General features: G+C 75.6%; 11 protein-coding genes and 1 pseudogene. 8 read left to right on the top strand and 4 right to left on the bottom strand.

What is annotated here, in order from left to right; all coding sequences use genetic code 11:
• Positions 1–41 precede the first annotated feature (41 nt).
• From mtrA to secA, 7 genes and pseudogenes are all read left to right on the top strand, one after another.
• Positions 42–725 (top strand): MtrAB system response regulator MtrA, encoded by a 684-nt coding sequence (mtrA, locus tag AC1VL8_RS10575; protein WP_389226797.1) that lies wholly within the window; start codon positions 42–44, stop codon positions 723–725.
• Complete coding sequence (gene mtrB / locus AC1VL8_RS10580; protein WP_483075146.1) at positions 722–2,608, top strand: MtrAB system histidine kinase MtrB; 1,887 nt, start codon at positions 722–724, stop codon at positions 2,606–2,608. Before mtrA ends, mtrB begins: the two co-directional genes overlap by 4 nt.
• Positions 2,605–4,383, top strand: coding sequence for an LpqB family beta-propeller domain-containing protein (locus tag AC1VL8_RS10585; protein ID WP_389226803.1), 1,779 nt, complete (start codon positions 2,605–2,607; stop codon positions 4,381–4,383). The genes mtrB and AC1VL8_RS10585 overlap by 4 nt, the downstream gene beginning before the upstream one ends.
• Before the next feature lie 113 nt (positions 4,384–4,496).
• Positions 4,497–5,342, top strand: a complete 846-nt coding sequence (locus tag AC1VL8_RS10590; protein ID WP_483075147.1) for a ComF family protein — start codon at positions 4,497–4,499, stop codon at positions 5,340–5,342.
• A 167-nt stretch (positions 5,343–5,509) separates the two neighbouring features.
• A complete protein-coding gene (gene hpf, locus AC1VL8_RS10595; RefSeq protein ID WP_389226809.1) occupies positions 5,510–6,172 on the top strand; it encodes a ribosome hibernation-promoting factor, HPF/YfiA family in 663 nt (220 codons plus the stop codon).
• A 130-nt stretch (positions 6,173–6,302) separates the two neighbouring features.
• Complete coding sequence (locus tag AC1VL8_RS10600; protein ID WP_483075148.1) at positions 6,303–7,619, top strand: winged helix-turn-helix domain-containing protein; 1,317 nt, start codon at positions 6,303–6,305, stop codon at positions 7,617–7,619.
• 171 nt (positions 7,620–7,790) lie between these two features.
• Positions 7,791–10,591 (top strand): annotated as a pseudogene (secA, locus tag AC1VL8_RS10605) (preprotein translocase subunit SecA).
• 254 nt (positions 10,592–10,845) lie between these two features.
• Here secA and AC1VL8_RS10610 read toward each other — a convergent pair.
• A complete protein-coding gene (locus tag AC1VL8_RS10610; protein ID WP_483075149.1) occupies positions 10,846–11,595 on the bottom strand; it encodes an Rv3235 family protein in 750 nt (249 codons plus the stop codon).
• Between the two features lie 227 nt (positions 11,596–11,822).
• Between AC1VL8_RS10610 and AC1VL8_RS10615 the strand changes: the two genes are divergently transcribed.
• Positions 11,823–12,308, top strand: a complete 486-nt coding sequence (locus AC1VL8_RS10615; RefSeq protein WP_389226821.1) for a DUF6912 family protein — start codon at positions 11,823–11,825, stop codon at positions 12,306–12,308.
• A 20-nt stretch (positions 12,309–12,328) separates the two neighbouring features.
• Here the strand turns inward: AC1VL8_RS10615 and hisN are convergent, their stop codons facing one another.
• The 3 genes from hisN to aroA are packed head-to-tail and all read right to left on the bottom strand — an operon-like array spanning position 12,329 to position 15,558.
• A complete protein-coding gene (gene hisN, locus AC1VL8_RS10620) occupies positions 12,329–13,123 on the bottom strand; it encodes a histidinol-phosphatase (protein ID WP_483075150.1) in 795 nt (264 codons plus the stop codon).
• 10 nt (positions 13,124–13,133) lie between these two features.
• Positions 13,134–14,234 (bottom strand): ribosome small subunit-dependent GTPase A, encoded by a 1,101-nt coding sequence (gene rsgA / locus AC1VL8_RS10625; RefSeq protein ID WP_483075151.1) that lies wholly within the window; start codon positions 14,232–14,234, stop codon positions 13,134–13,136.
• Positions 14,235–14,250: 16 nt separating this feature from the next.
• Positions 14,251–15,558: a 3-phosphoshikimate 1-carboxyvinyltransferase gene (aroA, locus tag AC1VL8_RS10630; RefSeq protein ID WP_483075152.1), complete on the bottom strand. Its 1,308-nt coding sequence runs from the start codon at positions 15,556–15,558 to the stop codon at positions 14,251–14,253.
• Positions 15,559–15,590: the final 32 nt, after the last annotated feature.

Consider the following 15,590-nt stretch of genomic DNA (forward strand, 5'->3'; position numbering starts at 1 on the left):
GCGCGGACCCGCCGGACCGATCCGGATGCCATCATGGGGCGATGAAGGGACGCGTTCTCGTGGTCGACGACGACACCGCCCTGTCCGAGATGATCGGCATCGTCCTCCGCTCGGAGGGTTTCGAGCCGGTGTTCTGCGCCGACGGCGACGAGGCCCTGGAGATCTTCCGGGCCTCCCAGCCGGACCTCGTGCTGCTGGACCTCATGCTCCCGGGCAAGGACGGCACCGAGGTGTGCCGGCTGATCCGCGCGGAGTCGGGCGTGCCGATCGTCATGCTCACCGCCAAGGCGGACACCGTCGACGTGGTGCTCGGCCTGGAGTCCGGCGCCGACGACTACATCGCGAAGCCCTTCAAGCCGAAGGAGCTGATCGCCCGGGTGCGCGCGCGCCTGCGCCGCAGCGACGAGCCCGCCCCCGAGCACCTGCGCATCGGCGACCTGTCGATCGACGTCACCGGGCACCGCGTCACGCGCGACGGCGTCCCGATCCCGCTGACCCCGCTCGAGTTCGACCTGCTGGTCGCCCTCGCGCGCAAGCCCTGGCAGGTGTTCACGCGCGAGGTGCTGCTCGAGCGCGTCTGGGGCTACCGGCACGCCGCCGACACCCGCCTGGTCAACGTCCACGTGCAGCGGCTGCGGTCCAAGATCGAGGCCGACCCGGAGAGCCCCGAGATCGTCGTCACCGTCCGCGGCGTCGGCTACAAGGCGGGCGCGACGCCCTCGTGAACGCCGGCCCGACCGGTCGCGGCGCCGGTGCGGGCGCCCGGGCGGGGCGTGCGTGGCGCCTCGCCACGGTGCGGTCCGCGTCCCGGGCCCGCCGGCTGTCCCGGGCGTGGCGCGGGTCGCTGCAGGCCCGGGTCATCACGCTGACGCTCGCGGTCGGGCTCGCGGCGCTCGCGGTCCTCGGCGGCTACCTGTCGGTGAGCGTCCGGGACGGGCTGTTCACCCAGCGGGTCGACCAGGTGCTCGCGGAGGCCGCACGCGGCACCGCCCAGGCGCAGGAGACGTTCGACGCGTCGACCGCCACGACCGCGCCCGAGGTCCAGCAGCTCCTCTACGACATGGTGCGGGCGCTGCAGTCCGGGGGGTCCGGCGAGCGCGAGGTCTTCGTGCTGCGCACCCGCGGCCAGCAGCAGCCGATCCTCGTGACGGCGGGCGCCACCGACTCGGCGCTGGTGCCCCTGGTGTCGGACGACCTGCGGGACGCCACCGCCCGGGACGAGGGGCAGCGCTGGGAGTCCGTGGCCTGGCCCGCGTCGGCGTCGGCCACGGGGCAGGTCGAGCCGGCCGTGATGGTCGGCCAGGCCGTCACCGTCCCGGCGGCCGGGTCCTACGAGCTGTACTTCCTCTACTCGCTGCAGGCCGAGCAGGAGCGCCTGTCGTTCCTGCAGAGCGTCCTGTCGATCGGCGCGGTCGCCCTCGTGCTGCTGCTCGTGACGATGACCTGGATCGTGACCCGGCAGGTCGTCCGTCCCGTGCGGCTCGCGGCGCACGTCGCCGAGCGGCTCGCCGACGGCAGCCTCACCGAGCGCATGGCCGTGCGCGGCGAGGACGAGATGGCCCGCCTCGGGCGGTCGTTCAACGAGATGGCCGAGAGCCTGCAGGACCAGATCGCGCGGATGGAGCACCTGTCGGCCATGCAGCGCCGGTTCGTCTCCGACGTCTCGCACGAGCTGCGGACCCCGCTGACCACCGTGCGGATGGCGGGGGAGATGCTCTACGACTCCCGCGAGGACTTCCCGCCCGCGGTCCGGCGGTCCGCGGAGCTGCTCCAGCAGCAGCTCGACCGGTTCGAGGAGCTGCTGGGCGACCTGCTGGAGATCAGCCGGTTCGACGCCGGTGCTGCGGCCCTGGACGCGGAGGCGTGCGACCTGCGGTCGGTCGTCGCGTCCGCGGTCGACCAGGCGGTGCCGCTGGCGGCCCGCAAGGGGTCGTGGCTGTCGGTGGCGGAGCCCGCGGAGCGGTGCGTCGCCGACGTCGACCCGCGGCGCGTCGAGCGCGTGCTGCGCAACCTGCTGGTCAACGCCATCGAGCACGCCGACGGGACGGACGTCGACGTGACGGTCGGGGCGGACGACCGCGCCGTCGCCGTCACCGTCCGCGACCACGGGGTCGGGATGACGCGGGACGAGGCGGCGCACGTGTTCGACCGGTTCTGGCGCGCGGACCCCGCCCGCGCGCGGACCACCGGCGGCACGGGGCTGGGACTGGCGATCTCGCTCGAGGACGCGCACCTGCACGGCGGCTGGCTCGAGGCGTGGGGTCGCCCGGGGGAGGGCGCCTGCTTCCGCCTCACGCTGCCCCGGCGGGCCGGCATCGTGCTGGACGGGTCGCCGCTGCCGCTCGAGCCGCCCGCCGACGCGGACGCCGACGCCGACGCCGTGCACCCCGGCGAGCGCGACGGCGGCGACCCGGCGGCTCTGCCCGACCTCCCGCCGACGACCGGGTCGTTCGACGTGGTCGAGCGCGTGCGCGAGGCGCAGCAGGCCGTCGCCCGGGCCCGGGCGCGCGAGCAGCAGGCGTCCGCCCCGGACCGCGGCGACCGCAGCGGCGCGTCCGACCCCCACGGCGCGTCCGACCCCCACGGCCCTGCGAGGGAGCACCGATGAGCCGCCTGTCCGTGCCCGGCCCGCCCGCGTCCCGCACCGCGTGGTCCCGTCCAGCGTGGTCCCGCTCGTCCCGTCCCGCGCGACCGGTCGCCGCCGTGCTCGGGCTGCTGGGCGCGCTGGCGCTGCTGGCCGGGTGCGTGGGCATGCCGACCTCGGGCCCGGTGGGCGTCGGCGTGGAGCGCGTCAGCGACCAGGGCGGCGTCGAGCCGCTGGGCGACCCGCCGCCGCAGGACGGCTCGCCGGAGGACATCGTCCGCGGGTTCCTCGGCGCCAGTGCCGCCGGGTTCAGCCGCGACACCACCTCCGCCGACTCCGCCGACGACTTCCGCAACGCCCGCGAGTACCTGTCGGGGGAGAGCCGGCGCACCTGGAGCCCGCGCGAGCGCGTGGTCGTGTACTCCACGGCGTCCAGCCCCGACCTCGTCGTGCGGGACTCCCGGGTCGAGGTCACCCTGCGGGTCGCGGCGCGCATCGACGCCGAGGGCCGCTACCAGCAGGGCGGGGTGGACACCCAGGAGACCGTCGCGTTCGACATGGTCCAGGACAGCGAGGGGCAGTGGCGCATCTCCGGCCTGGAGGACGGCGTCGTGCTGTCGGAGCCGAACTTCGAGGCCATCTACCGCTCCGCCACGCTGTACTTCCTGTCGCAGGACGACCGGTTCCTGGTGCCGGAGACGCGGTGGTTCCCGCTGCGGAACCTCGCCACGTCGATCGTGCGCGCGGTGATCGCCGGCCCGTCCGACTGGCTGCGCGACGGGGTCCGCAGCGCCGTCCCCGAGGGTGCGGTGCTCCAGCCCGACGCGGTCTCGGTGGACGACGAGGGCGTCGCGGCCGTGAGCCTGTCCACCGGCGGGCTGCCCGCCGAGCCCGCGGACCGCGCGCTGATGCAGGCCCAGCTCGAGGCGTCGCTGCGGATCGCGCGCGTCCGGACCGTCGAGGTCTCGGCGGGCGGGGTGCCGCTGGGGGTGGACGCCGCGGAGCTCGAGCGCGGCCAGGACTGGGGCGGCGGCGTCGAGGTGATCCAGGACGACCGGCTCGCGCAGATGTCGCAGGGCGAGCTCGTGCCCGTCGACGGCATCGGCTCGCTCGCCGGGCTGGACGCCCGCGACCCCGCACGGGACGGCTCCGCGGCGCTGCGCGTCATGCTGTCCGGCCCCGACCGCCTGGTGACGGTCCCCACCACCGCGGCCGCGTCGCGCGAGCTGCTCGCCGAGCCCGCCCTCGTGGCCCCCTCGGTCGACCGGCACGGCTGGGTGTGGACCGCCTCGGCGCAGCGCCCCGGCGAGCTGCTCGCCGTCGACGGCGGCGGCACGGTGGTCGAGGTCCCCGTCGAGTGGCTGAACGACCGGACCGTCCGGTCCCTGCGGGTCGCCCGGGACGGTTCGCGCGCCGCCGTGGTCTCCGTGGGCTCCGACGGGGTGCGGGTCGACGTGACGAGCGTGGTGCGCGACGACTCGGGCACGCCCCAGATGCTCGGGGCGGCGTGGCGCACCGGTGCGACCCTCGTCGACGCGAGCCGGGTGGTGTGGGTCGACGAGTCCACGCTCGGCGTCCTCGGCCGGTCGGGGACGGCCACCACGGCGATCTACCACCTCGTCCCGCTGTCCGGCGAGGTCCAGGCCCGTCCGCCGCTGGCCGACTCCGTGGACATCGCCGGCGGGAAGGGCGACTCCGCGCTGTACATCGCCAGCTCCGAGGGCGAGCTGTTCGCGCGCGGCGGCGCGAGCTGGAAGAGCGTCGGGACCGGGGTCCGCGACCCGTCCTTCGCGGGCTGACCCGCCGGGGGAGCGGGCGCCGAGCCGTCCCCAGGCGGGTGCGCCGCGGGGACGGGCCCCGTTCTGGGGACGACGCCCGGGCGCGTGCGGGCCACGGGTGCACGGTGGGCCGCATGCCGATCACCGACCGCGTCCCGGTCCCCGCCCCCACCGCCGGACCCGACCAGCCCGACCAGCCCGACCAGCCCGACCAGGTGCGGCTCCGCCCGGCCCTCGCGCTGCTCGACCTCGTCCTGCCGGTGACCTGCGCCGGCTGCGGGAGGCCCGGGCCCGCGCTGTGCCCACGCTGCCTCGGCCGCTGGTCCGGGCCGCCCCGGCGCTGCGAGCACGGCGCCGCGCGCCTCGACCGGATGGACGGCACGGTGCTCCCGGTGTGGGCGCTCGCGGCCAACGACGGGCCGGTGCGCCGGGCGGTGGTCGCCTGGAAGGACGGCGGGCGGGCGGACGTGACCCCGTGGTTCGCGGAGCTCGCGGGCCGGGCGGCGCGGTGGCTCGTGGCCGGTGCCCCGGGCTCGGGCGTCGACCCTGCCGGCGGGGCGTTGCGCGGCCCGGTCGTCGTGGTGCCCGCCCCGCCGTCCCGTCGCGGGCACGCGGCGCGCGGCGAGGACCTGGTGGCGGCGCTCGCGCGGGCGTGCGCCGCCCGCGCGTCGCCGGGCTCGACGACGTCGCGCGCGCTGCGGCTCGCCGGGCGGGGGCGGGACCAGGTCGGGCTGGGGCTGCGCGCCCGCGCGGCCAACCTCGACGGCCGGGTCCGCGTGCGTCCGCGGGTCCGCGCGGCGCTCGTCGGGGCCCGCGTCCTGGTGGTCGACGACGTGCTGACGACGGGCGCGACCCTCGCCGCCTGCCGCACCGCCCTGGAGCGGGTGGGTGCGCAGGTCGCGGGCGGTCTGGTGCTCGCCGTCACCCGTCCGCCCGGCGCGCCGACCGCCTGGTTGGTCCGCGCGACGGACCCGGGCTAGCGTGGGGTCCCAGAGCAGTCGGGCGGCACTGTCGTCGCCCCGCTACGAGCACTCGGTGGGCCTGCGCCCGCACGAGGAGGTGGTGCCGGCAGTCCGCCCCACGAGGGCGTGAACAGCATGCTGCCGGGCGGGCAGGGTCCCGCCCCCGGACCTCCAGGAGGTATCCCATGGAGATCGTCGTCGCAGGTCGTCACACCGACGTCCCCGAGCGGTTCCGACGCCACGTCGAGGACAAGCTCGCCAAGCTCGAGCAGCTGGCGCCCCGCGCCCAGCGCATCGACGTCGAGGTGACCCACGAGCCCAACCCCCGGCAGGCCGCGGCCGCCGAGAAGGTGGAGCTGACCGTGGTCGGCAAGGGACCGGTGATCCGGGCCGAGGCGTGCGCGGACGACCGCTACGGGGCTTTCGACCTGGCGATCGACAAGCTGTCGGAGCGGCTGCGCCGAGCGCGCGACCGCCGCAAGAACCACCGCCGCACCCCGGTGCCGCCCACCGAGGCGCTGCCGCCGCTTCCGGAGCCGGAGCCCGAGGTCGAGCCCGCACCGCAGCGCTCTGAGGACGGCGTGCTGGAGACCACGCTCGGCGACTCGCCGGTCGTGATCCGCGAGAAGATCCACCTCGCCGAGCCGATGACCATCGACGACGCGCTCTACGAGATGGAGCTCGTCGGCCACGACTTCTTCCTGTTCGTCGACGCCGAGACGGCCCAGCCGTCCGTCGCGTACCGGCGCCGCGGCTGGAGCTACGGCGTCATCAAGCTCGACGCCGCCGTCACGACGACCGGCGGCACCGGCGGGGCCGCACCAGCGGGGGCCGCGGCCCAGCGCTGACCACCTGACCCGTGGGCCCTGCCCCACGGGCGCCGCGCCCGTCGACCCCCGCGGTCGGCGGGCGTGGTCGCGCGTGGACCCGCGCGCGGGCGGGCCGGTGCGTGTCGGTGCCCCGGTGCACGATGGGGCGATGACCAGCAGCCCTGTCGTCGCGCGGACCGGCACCGCGCACCGTCCCGCGGGCACCCTGTCGCTCGCCCAGGCGCGGCGGGTCGCCCTGCGCGCCCAGGGCCTGGACCGCCCGCGCGCGGAGCGACGCGGCCCCGCCACGATGCGGCACCTCCAGCAGGTGGTCGACCGCGTCGGGCTGCTGCAGATCGACTCGGTCAACGTGGCCGCACGCGCGCACCTCATGCCGACGTTCTCGCGGGTCGGCCCCTACGACCCGGCCCTGCTCGCCCGGGCGTCCGGCACGGCACCCCGGCGGCTCGTCGAGACCTGGGCGCACGAGGCCTCGTACGTCCCCCCGGAGACCTACGCGCTGCTGGGCTGGCGCCGGCGCGCCTACCGCGAGCACGCGTGGGGGGTGATCCGCGACGTCCCGCTGCGGCACTCGCCGCTGGTGGACGACGTGCTGGCGATGATCGCCGAGGACGGCCCGCTCACCGCCAGCGAGGTGCACGCGCGCGTCGAGGGGCCGCAGCCCCGGGACCGGACCGAGTGGGGCTGGAACTGGACCGCGGCGAAGCGGGTCCTGGAGTACCTGTTCTTCACCGGCCAGGTCGCCTCCGCGCGGCGGAACGCGCAGTTCGAACGCTGCTACGACCTCGTCGAGCGCGTGCTGCCCGCGCACGTGCTGGCGGCGCCGGAGCCCGACGACGACGACGCCCTGCGTGAGCTGCTGCGGATCGCGGCGCGCGCGCACGGCGTCGCCACGGACCGCTGCCTGCTCGACTACTTCCGGCTGCGCGGTCCGCGCGCGAAGGGGCTCGTGGCGGACCTCGTCGAGGAAGGCACGCTCGTGCCGGTCGCGGTCGAAGGGTGGGACCGTCCCGCGTACCTGCACGCGGCGGCGGACCTCCCGCGCCGGGCCACGGGCCGTGCGCTCCTCAGCCCCTTCGACCCCCTCGTGTTCGAGCGGCGCCGGCTGGAGGAGCTGTTCGGGCTGCGGTACCGGATCGAGATCTACGTGCCCGAGGCACAGCGGGTCCACGGGTACTACGTGCTGCCGTTCCTGCGCGGGGAGCAGGTCGCCGCCCTGGTGGACCTCAAGGCCGACCGCCGCGCCGGCGTGCTGCGCGTGCACGCCGCGCACCTGCCCGACGCCGTCGGCGGCGCGCGGGGTGCCGGGGACGGGACTCCCGCCGAGGTCGCACGGGACCTCGCGGCCGAGCTGCGCCTGATGGCCGGGTGGCTGGCCCTGGACGACGTCGTCGTCGGGGACAGGGGCGGGCTGCCGCGCGGGACGCTCGCACCGGATCTCGCCTCGGCGCTCGCCGCGGGCTGACGGCGCACCGGGCCGGACCGGCAGCGCACGGGGCGCCGCGCACCGCCCGGGTACCTACCTGGGTGTCCACGGCCACCGTGGCTCACCTACGATGGTCCGGGCTCGGCTGTGCGGTCGGGCTGCCAGGACGACGCACGTGGCCACGTGCGGCGCAGCGAGTCGGGAGTGCACGTGCCTGCGATCCTCGAGAAGGTCCTCCGCCTGGGCGAGGGACGGATCCTCAAGAAGCTGTCGGGCATCGCCCAGCAGGTGAACGCGCTGGAGGACAGCTTCACCTCGCTGTCGGACGCCGAGCTGCGCGAGGAGACCGACCGGTTCCGGGCCCGCCTCGAGGACGGCGAGAAGCTCGACGACATCATGGCCGAGGCGTTCGCCGCGGTCCGCGAGGCCGCACGACGCACCCTCGGTCAGCGTCACTTCGACGTCCAGCTCATGGGCGGCGCGGCGCTGCACCTCGGCAACATCGCCGAGATGAAGACCGGTGAGGGCAAGACCCTGGTCGCCACCGCTCCGGCCTACCTCAACGCGCTGACCGGCAAGGGCGTCCACGTCGTCACGGTCAACGACTACCTGGCGAGCTACCAGGCCGACCTCATGGGCCGCGTCTACCGGTTCCTGGGCCTGACCACGGGCGTCATCGTCAGCGGGCAGACGCCCGCCGAGCGACGCGTGCAGTACGCCGCCGACATCACCTACGGCACGAACAACGAGTTCGGCTTCGACTTCCTGCGCGACAACATGGCGTGGAGCACCGAGGAGCTCGTGCAGCGCGGCCACCACTTCGCGATCGTGGACGAGGTCGACTCGATCCTCATCGACGAGGCCCGCACGCCGCTCATCATCTCCGGGCCCGCGTCGGGCGACGCGAACCGCTGGTACGCCGAGTTCGCCAAGGTGGTGCGCCGCCTGCAGCCCGAGCGCGACTACGAGGTCGACGAGAAGAAGCGCACCATCGGCGTCCTCGAGCCCGGCATCGAGCGCGTCGAGGACTACCTCGGCATCGAGAACCTCTACGAGTCCCTCAACACCCCGCTGATCGGGTTCCTCAACAACGCCATCAAGGCGAAGGAGCTGTTCAAGCGCGACAAGGACTACATCGTCGACAAGGGCGAGGTGCTCATCGTCGACGAGCACACCGGCCGCGTCCTGCCGGGCCGCCGCTACAACGAGGGCATGCACCAGGCCATCGAGGCGAAGGAGGGCGTGACGATCAAGGCGGAGAACCAGACGCTCGCCACGATCACGCTCCAGAACTACTTCCGCCTGTACGACAAGCTTCTCCGGGATGACCGGTACCGCCGAGACCGAGGCCGCCGAGTTCCAGGGCACCTACAAGCTCGGCGTGGTCCCGATCCACCCGAACCGCGGCATGCAGCGCATCGACCAGCCGGACCTCGTCTACAAGGCGGAGGAGGGCAAGTTCGACGCGGTCGTCGCGGACATCGTCGAGCGGCACGCGAACGGCCAGCCCGTCCTGGTCGGCACCACCAGCGTCGAGAAGTCCGAGCTGCTGTCCCGCAAGCTTCCGCAAGGCCGGGGTCCCGCACGAGGTCCTCAACGCCAAGCAGCACGCCCGTGAGGCGTCGATCGTCGCCCAGGCCGGCCGCAAGGGCGCCGTCACGGTCGCCACCAACATGGCCGGCCGCGGCACGGACATCATGCTCGGCGGCAACGCCGAGTTCATGGCGGTCGCCGAGATGGCCTCGCGCGGGCTGGACGCGAAGGAGAACCCCGAGGAGTACGAGGCCGCCTGGCCGGAGGTCCTCGAGAAGGCCAAGGCCGCCGTCGCCGCGGAGCACGAGGAGGTCACCGAGCTCGGCGGTCTGTACGTGCTCGGTACCGAGCGGCACGAGTCCCGTCGGATCGACAACCAGCTCCGCGGCCGCTCCGGCCGTCAGGGCGACCCGGGCGAGTCCCGGTTCTACCTGTCGCTCCAGGACGACCTCATGCGCCTGTTCAACTCGGGTCTCGCCGAGTCGATGATGACCCGCGCGGGCTTCCCCGACGACATGCCGCTCGAGTCGAAGATCGTCACCCGCGGCATCCGGTCCGCGCAGTCGCAGGTCGAGTCCCGCAACTTCGAGATCCGCAAGAACGTGCTCAAGTACGACGACGTGCTGTCCCGGCAGCGCGAGGTCATCTACGAGCAGCGTCGCCGCGTCCTCGAGGGCGAGAACATGCAGGACCAGGTCGGGCACTTCCTGGACGACGTGCTGGACGACTACGTCACCGCGGCGACCGCGGGCGGGCACCCGGAGGACTGGGACCTCGAGCAGCTCTGGACCACGCTGAAGACGGTCTACCCGGTGTCCATCGAGGTCGACGAGGTCGTGGAGCAGGCCGGCGGCATCGGCCGGCTCACCCCCGAGCTGCTGAAGACCGAGCTGCTGTCCGACGCCCGCATCGCCTACGCGGAGCGGGAGGCGTCGCTCGGCGAGGACAACATGCGCCAGCTCGAGCGCCGCGTCGTGCTCTCGGTCCTGGACCGCAAGTGGCGTGAGCACCTCTACGAGATGGACTACCTCAAGGAGGGCATCGGCCTGCGCGCGATGGCCCAGCGCGACCCGCTGATCGAGTACCAGCGCGAGGGCTACCAGCTGTTCCAGGCGATGACGGACTCCATCAAGGAGGAGGCCGTCGGCTACCTGTACAACCTCGAGGTCAAGGTCGCCGACCCGGCAGCCGCCCAGGCCGAGGGCGCCGCCCCCGTCGCCGGGGGTGCGGCCGACGGCGGTCCGGTGCTCGTCGCGAAGGGGATCGACGGCCCGGAGCGGAAGGTCCCGCTGCAGTACTCCGCGCCCAGCGTGGACGGCGACGCCGGCACGACGGTGAGCCGGAGCGGCCGTCGTGCCGCTGCGCCCACCGGTGGTGCGGCGCCCGTCGCCGGTACGTCGGGTGAGGACGGCGCCGTCGAGGACGCCGGCAACCGCGAGGCGCGCCGCAAGGCCGCCAAGCAGCGCCGCCGCGACTGACGACCGCCGCCTGAGGCCACGGCGCCCGTCCCCGGTTCGCGGGGACGGGCGCCGCTGCCGTACGCGGCCGGACAGCACCGGCGGCTCGAGACCGCGCCGCCGGTGCGAGACCGGGCGCCGCCCTGCGACCGGCCGCCGTCGTGCGACCGGCTGTCGCGCCGAGACGGGGCCGTCGCACCGAGACAGGACTCCCGCGGGACCTGCCTCGGTGCGGACGTCCTGCTTCGGCGGTCGACCTCGCCCGGCGGGTCGCCTCAGCCGACGACGAGCGCGGCGGCGCGCCACCGCCCGCTCGCCCGGGTGAGCCGGACGGCCACGGCCTGCACGCGGTCGAGGTGCGCGACGACCACCGACGCCTCGACGGCGTGCTCGTCGACCGGGCACGCGCGCAGGCGGCGCACGCTGGGCCGGCGGGGTCCGGTGCGAGCGACCACGGTCCGGTCGCCGTCCGACGTCCCGGGTCGGGCGGCAGGGCCGGACGCGGGCTCCGGTGGCGCGGCGAGCGCCGCGCGCCGGCTCAGGGAGTCGTAGACCTCCGGCGTCACCCAGCGCGCCAGCTGGGCGAGCGGGCGCGTCCCCGCGAGCACCTCCACAGCGGCGATCGCCACCATGCAGCACGCCTGCCGGACGTCGAGGGTGCCGGCGCCGCCCGGGGCGGTCCCCGGCGGGAGCGCCGGGAGCGGGACCGGAGCGCGGACGTCGCCCGCCTCGGGCGTCGCGTGGCTGTAGGCCGCGAGCCGGGCTGCGCCGAGGCGCACGACCTCGGGGGCGCAGGCGCCGACCCCGGCCTCGACCGCGAGTGCGGTGGGACGCGCGCGGCGCGCGGCCCGGGGCCGCACCCGTGGGCCCGGCGGCGGCGCGCTCGCGGGTGCCACCGCGCGCGGGTCGCGCTCGGAGGAGCGGGCGGGAGTCGGCAGCACGGCCGTGGGCAGCACGGGTCCGGGCAGCACCGCCTCAGGGAGCACAGCCTCAGGCACCACGCGGACGTCCACCGCGGTGCTCATCGGCGGGTTCGCGGGCTCGGGGGCGGCAGGTGGGGGGTCCTCATGGTGTCCTCCGTCGTCGGATGGTCCGCAAGCGTGGGGCTGGTCTACCGGTCCCGCACCCGTCCGTCCAGACCGACTTCGTCGCCTGTGGACGACGCTCGGCGTGTCTGGCTGCGACCTACGGAGATCGCCCCGGTTGGTCCCGAAGTGCGCCGATGGCATCGCCGACCGGGCACACTGGACCCGTGCGCCTCTACCTGCCTGCCACCCTGGACGAGCTCGACGACCTGCTGCGCGACCGCGCGCCCCTCGCCGCGCCTCGACGCGCGCACGCGGTGACCCCCGCGCTCGTCGCGCTGCTGCCCGAGGAGGACGAGGAGGGCGTCGAGTTCGCCGCCCAGCTGATGGCCGCCGACGACGCCCTGGTGCTGCTGGCCTCCCGTCCCGACGCGCCCGGCCTGCGCCTGGTCGTCACGGTCGAGGTGCCGGACGACGCCGTGGGGGAGGCCGTGGCCGACGACGGCGGCGACGTGGACGACGAGCCCGCGACCCTGGTCACGCTCACGGCCCCGGTGACCCGTGCCGAGGTCGTCTGCGCGCACGTGGACGAGCCCGAGGCGCGGGCCGAGGTCGCCCGGGCGCTCGACGGGGACGACGCCGCGCTCGACGCGCTGGCCGAGCGCGACCTGCTCTGGTATGACGCGACCGAGCTGGACCGCATCCCGCGCTGACGTGGACGGCCGCCCGGCGGTCAGGCCTCCAGCAGCGGATCCAGCGCCTGGAGCGCCGCGTGGTGCAGGAGGCCGTTGGAGACCAGCGCGGACCCGCCGAACGGACCGTCCACGCCCTGCACAGAGGTGAACCGGCCGCCGGCCTCGGTCACGATCGGCACCAGCGCGGCCATGTCGTGCAGCGCGAGCTCGGGCTCGGCCGCCAGGTCCACGGCGCCCTCGGCGACCAGCACGTACGACCAGAAGTCGCCGTATCCGCGGGTGCGCCAGACCCGGCGGGTCAGGTCGAGGAAGTGGTCGAGCCGGCCGCGCTCCTCCCAGCCGCTCAGGCTGGAGTAGGACAGCGACGCGTCCTGCAGCCGGCCCACCTCGGAGACCTGGAGCCGGGTCGCGGCCGCGAGCGACCGCCCGGTCCACGCGCCGGTGCCCTGGGCCGCCCACCAGCGCCGCCCGAGCGCGGGGGCGCTGACCAGGCCGACGACCACCTCGTCGCCGTCGAGCAGCGCGATCAGCGTGGCCCACACGGGCACGCCGCGCACGAAGTTCTTGGTCCCGTCGATCGGGTCGACCACCCAGCGGCGCGGGCCGTGGCCGGTGTCCGCCATCTCCTCGCCGTGCACCGCGTCACGCGGGCGGGCGCGCGCCAGCTGGCCGCGGATCAGCTCCTCGGCGGCCCGGTCCGCGTCCGAGACGGGCGTGAGGTCGGGCTTGGTCTCGACGCGCAGGTCCTGCGCCTTGAACCGCGACATCGTCAGGTTGTCGACCTGGTCGGCGATCACGTGGGCGAGGCGCAGGTCGTCGTCGTACCGGGTCATGGGCACCAACCTAGCGTCGCCGTTCGGCCTCCGAGGCCTCGGCCACCGGGTCGGCGGCCCCCGTGCGGCTTATCAGCAGCCGCCGGAACGAGTCGAGCCGCGCGGACCGGGCCTCGCGGGTCACGTCGTCCTGGGCGGCCCGGACCCAGTCGTCGAGCGCGCAGTCGGGGGCGTCGGAGGCGTGCGTGCAGCCGCGGGGGCACTCCTCGGCGACCTCCGCGAGGTCCGCGAACGCCCCGAGCAGGTGGTCCGGGTCGACGTGCGCCAGGCCGAACGACCGCACGCCGGGCGTGTCGATCACCCAGGTCCCCGGCGGGCCCGGGACGCGCAGCGCGACCGCGGACGTCGAGGTGTGCCGGCCGCGCCCGGTGACGTCGTTGACGACCCCGGTGGCGCGGTAGGCGTCCGGGACCAGGGCGTTGACCAGGGTGGACTTGCCGACGCCCGAGTGCCCGACGAGCACGGACGTGCGGCCGGCGAGGGCGTCGCGCAGGGTCTCGAGCCCGTCGATGCCCTCGGGTGCGCCGCCGCTCGCCGCGCCGTCCGCCGCCCAGCGGGTGACCACGACGCGCACGCCGATCGGCTCGTACATCTCCCGCAGCTCGGCGGGGTCGGCGAGGTCGGCCTTGGTGAGCGCGAGCAGCACCTGCATGCCGGCGTCGTAGGCGGCGACGACGCAGCGGTCGATCATCCGGGTCCGCGGTTCCGGGTCGGCGAGCGCCGTGACGACCACCAGCTGCTCGGCGTTGGCGACGATGACGCGCTCGACGGGGTCGGTGTCGTCCGCGGTCCGGCGCAGGACGGTGCTCCGGTCGGTGATCCGGACGATCCGCGACAGCGAGCCCGTCGACCCCGAGGTGTCGCCCACCAGGTCCACGAGGTCGCCGGGCACGACGCGCTCGCGCCCGAGCTCGCGGGCCTTCATGGCGATCGCCACGCGCTCGTCGGGCCCGTCGGGGTCGACCAGGACCGTGTAGCGGCCGCGGTCCACACCGGTGACCAGCGCGCGGTCGGCGTCGGCGTGCTCGGGCCGGGTCTTGGTGCGGGGTCGCGAGCCCCGGCGGGTCGGCCGGACCCGGATGTCCGACTCGTCGAGCGCCCGGCGCGCCACGGTCAGCGCCGCCCGGTCATGCGAGCATCCCGGACCACAGGCCGACGAAGTCGGGGATGGTCTTGGCGGTCGTCGCGACGTCCTCGACGAGCACGCCCGGCACCGCGAGCCCGATCATCGCCCCGAACGTGGCCATCCGGTGGTCGGCGTACGTCCGCACGGTCCCGCCGTGCAGCGGGCGCGGGGTGATGACGAGGCCGTCGGCGGTCTGCTCGGCCTGGCCGCCGAGCCGGGTGATCTCGGCCGACAGCGCGGCGAGGCGGTCGGTCTCGTGCCCGCGCAGGTGCGCGATGCCGCGCAGGCGGGTGGGGGAGTCCGCGAGGGCCGCGAGGGCCGCGACCGTCGGGGCGAGCTCGCCCGCGGCGTGCAGGTCGAGGTCGACGCCGCCGACCGAACCGGTCCCGGTGACGGACAGCACGTCGCCGTCGAGCCGCGTGGTCGCGCCCATCCGCTCGAGGATCCCCGGCAGCAGGCCGCCCGGCTGGGTGGTCGCGGCGGGCCACCCGGGAACGCGCACGGTGCCCCCCGCGATCAGCGCGGCGCACAGGAACGGGGCCGCGTTCGACAGGTCGGGCTCGATGCGGACGTCGCGCGCGGCGACGGGCCCCGGCTCGACCTGCCAGATCGTCGGCCGCGAGTCGTCGACCTCGACGCCAGCGGCCCGCAGCAGCGCGACGGTCATCTCGATGTGCGGCAGGCTCGGCAGCGTCGGGCCGGTGTGCCGGACGGTCAGCCCGCGCTCGAACCGCGCGGCGGCGAGCAGCAGGCCGGACACGAACTGCGACGAGCCGGACGCGTCCACGTCGACGGTGCCGCCCGCGACCGCGCCGGTGCCGGTGACCGTGAACGGCAGGTGCCCCGGCTCGCCGTGCTCGGCGACGTCGACGTCGAGCGCGCGCAGCGCCGTCAGGACCGGTCCCATCGGGCGGACCCGTGCGCCGGCGTCGCCGTCGAACCGCACGGCCCCGTCGGACAGCGCGGCGACGGCCGGCAGGAACCGCATCACGGTGCCGGCGAGCCCGCAGTCGACCGTCACGGGACCGGCGGCCGTCCCCGGGGTGACCAGCCAGTCGCCGGGGGCGGCGGGGTCGTCCTCGATGCGGGTGCCCAGCGCCCGCAGCGCGCGTGCCATCAGCAGGGTGTCCCGCGACCGCAGCGCGCCGCGCAGGCGACCGGGCCCGTCGGCGAGCGCGGCCAGCACCAGGTACCGGTTGGTGAGCGACTTGGAGCCGGGCACCTCGACGGTCGCGTCGAGCGGCCCGTCGGCGGTGGGGGCGGGCCAGTCGGGGGCGGCGTCCGGCACGGCGACGTCGGGGGAGGTCATGCCCACCAGGTTATCGGCCCGGCCCGTACGCC

This window comes from Cellulomonas sp. KU4C (assembly GCF_056868065.1).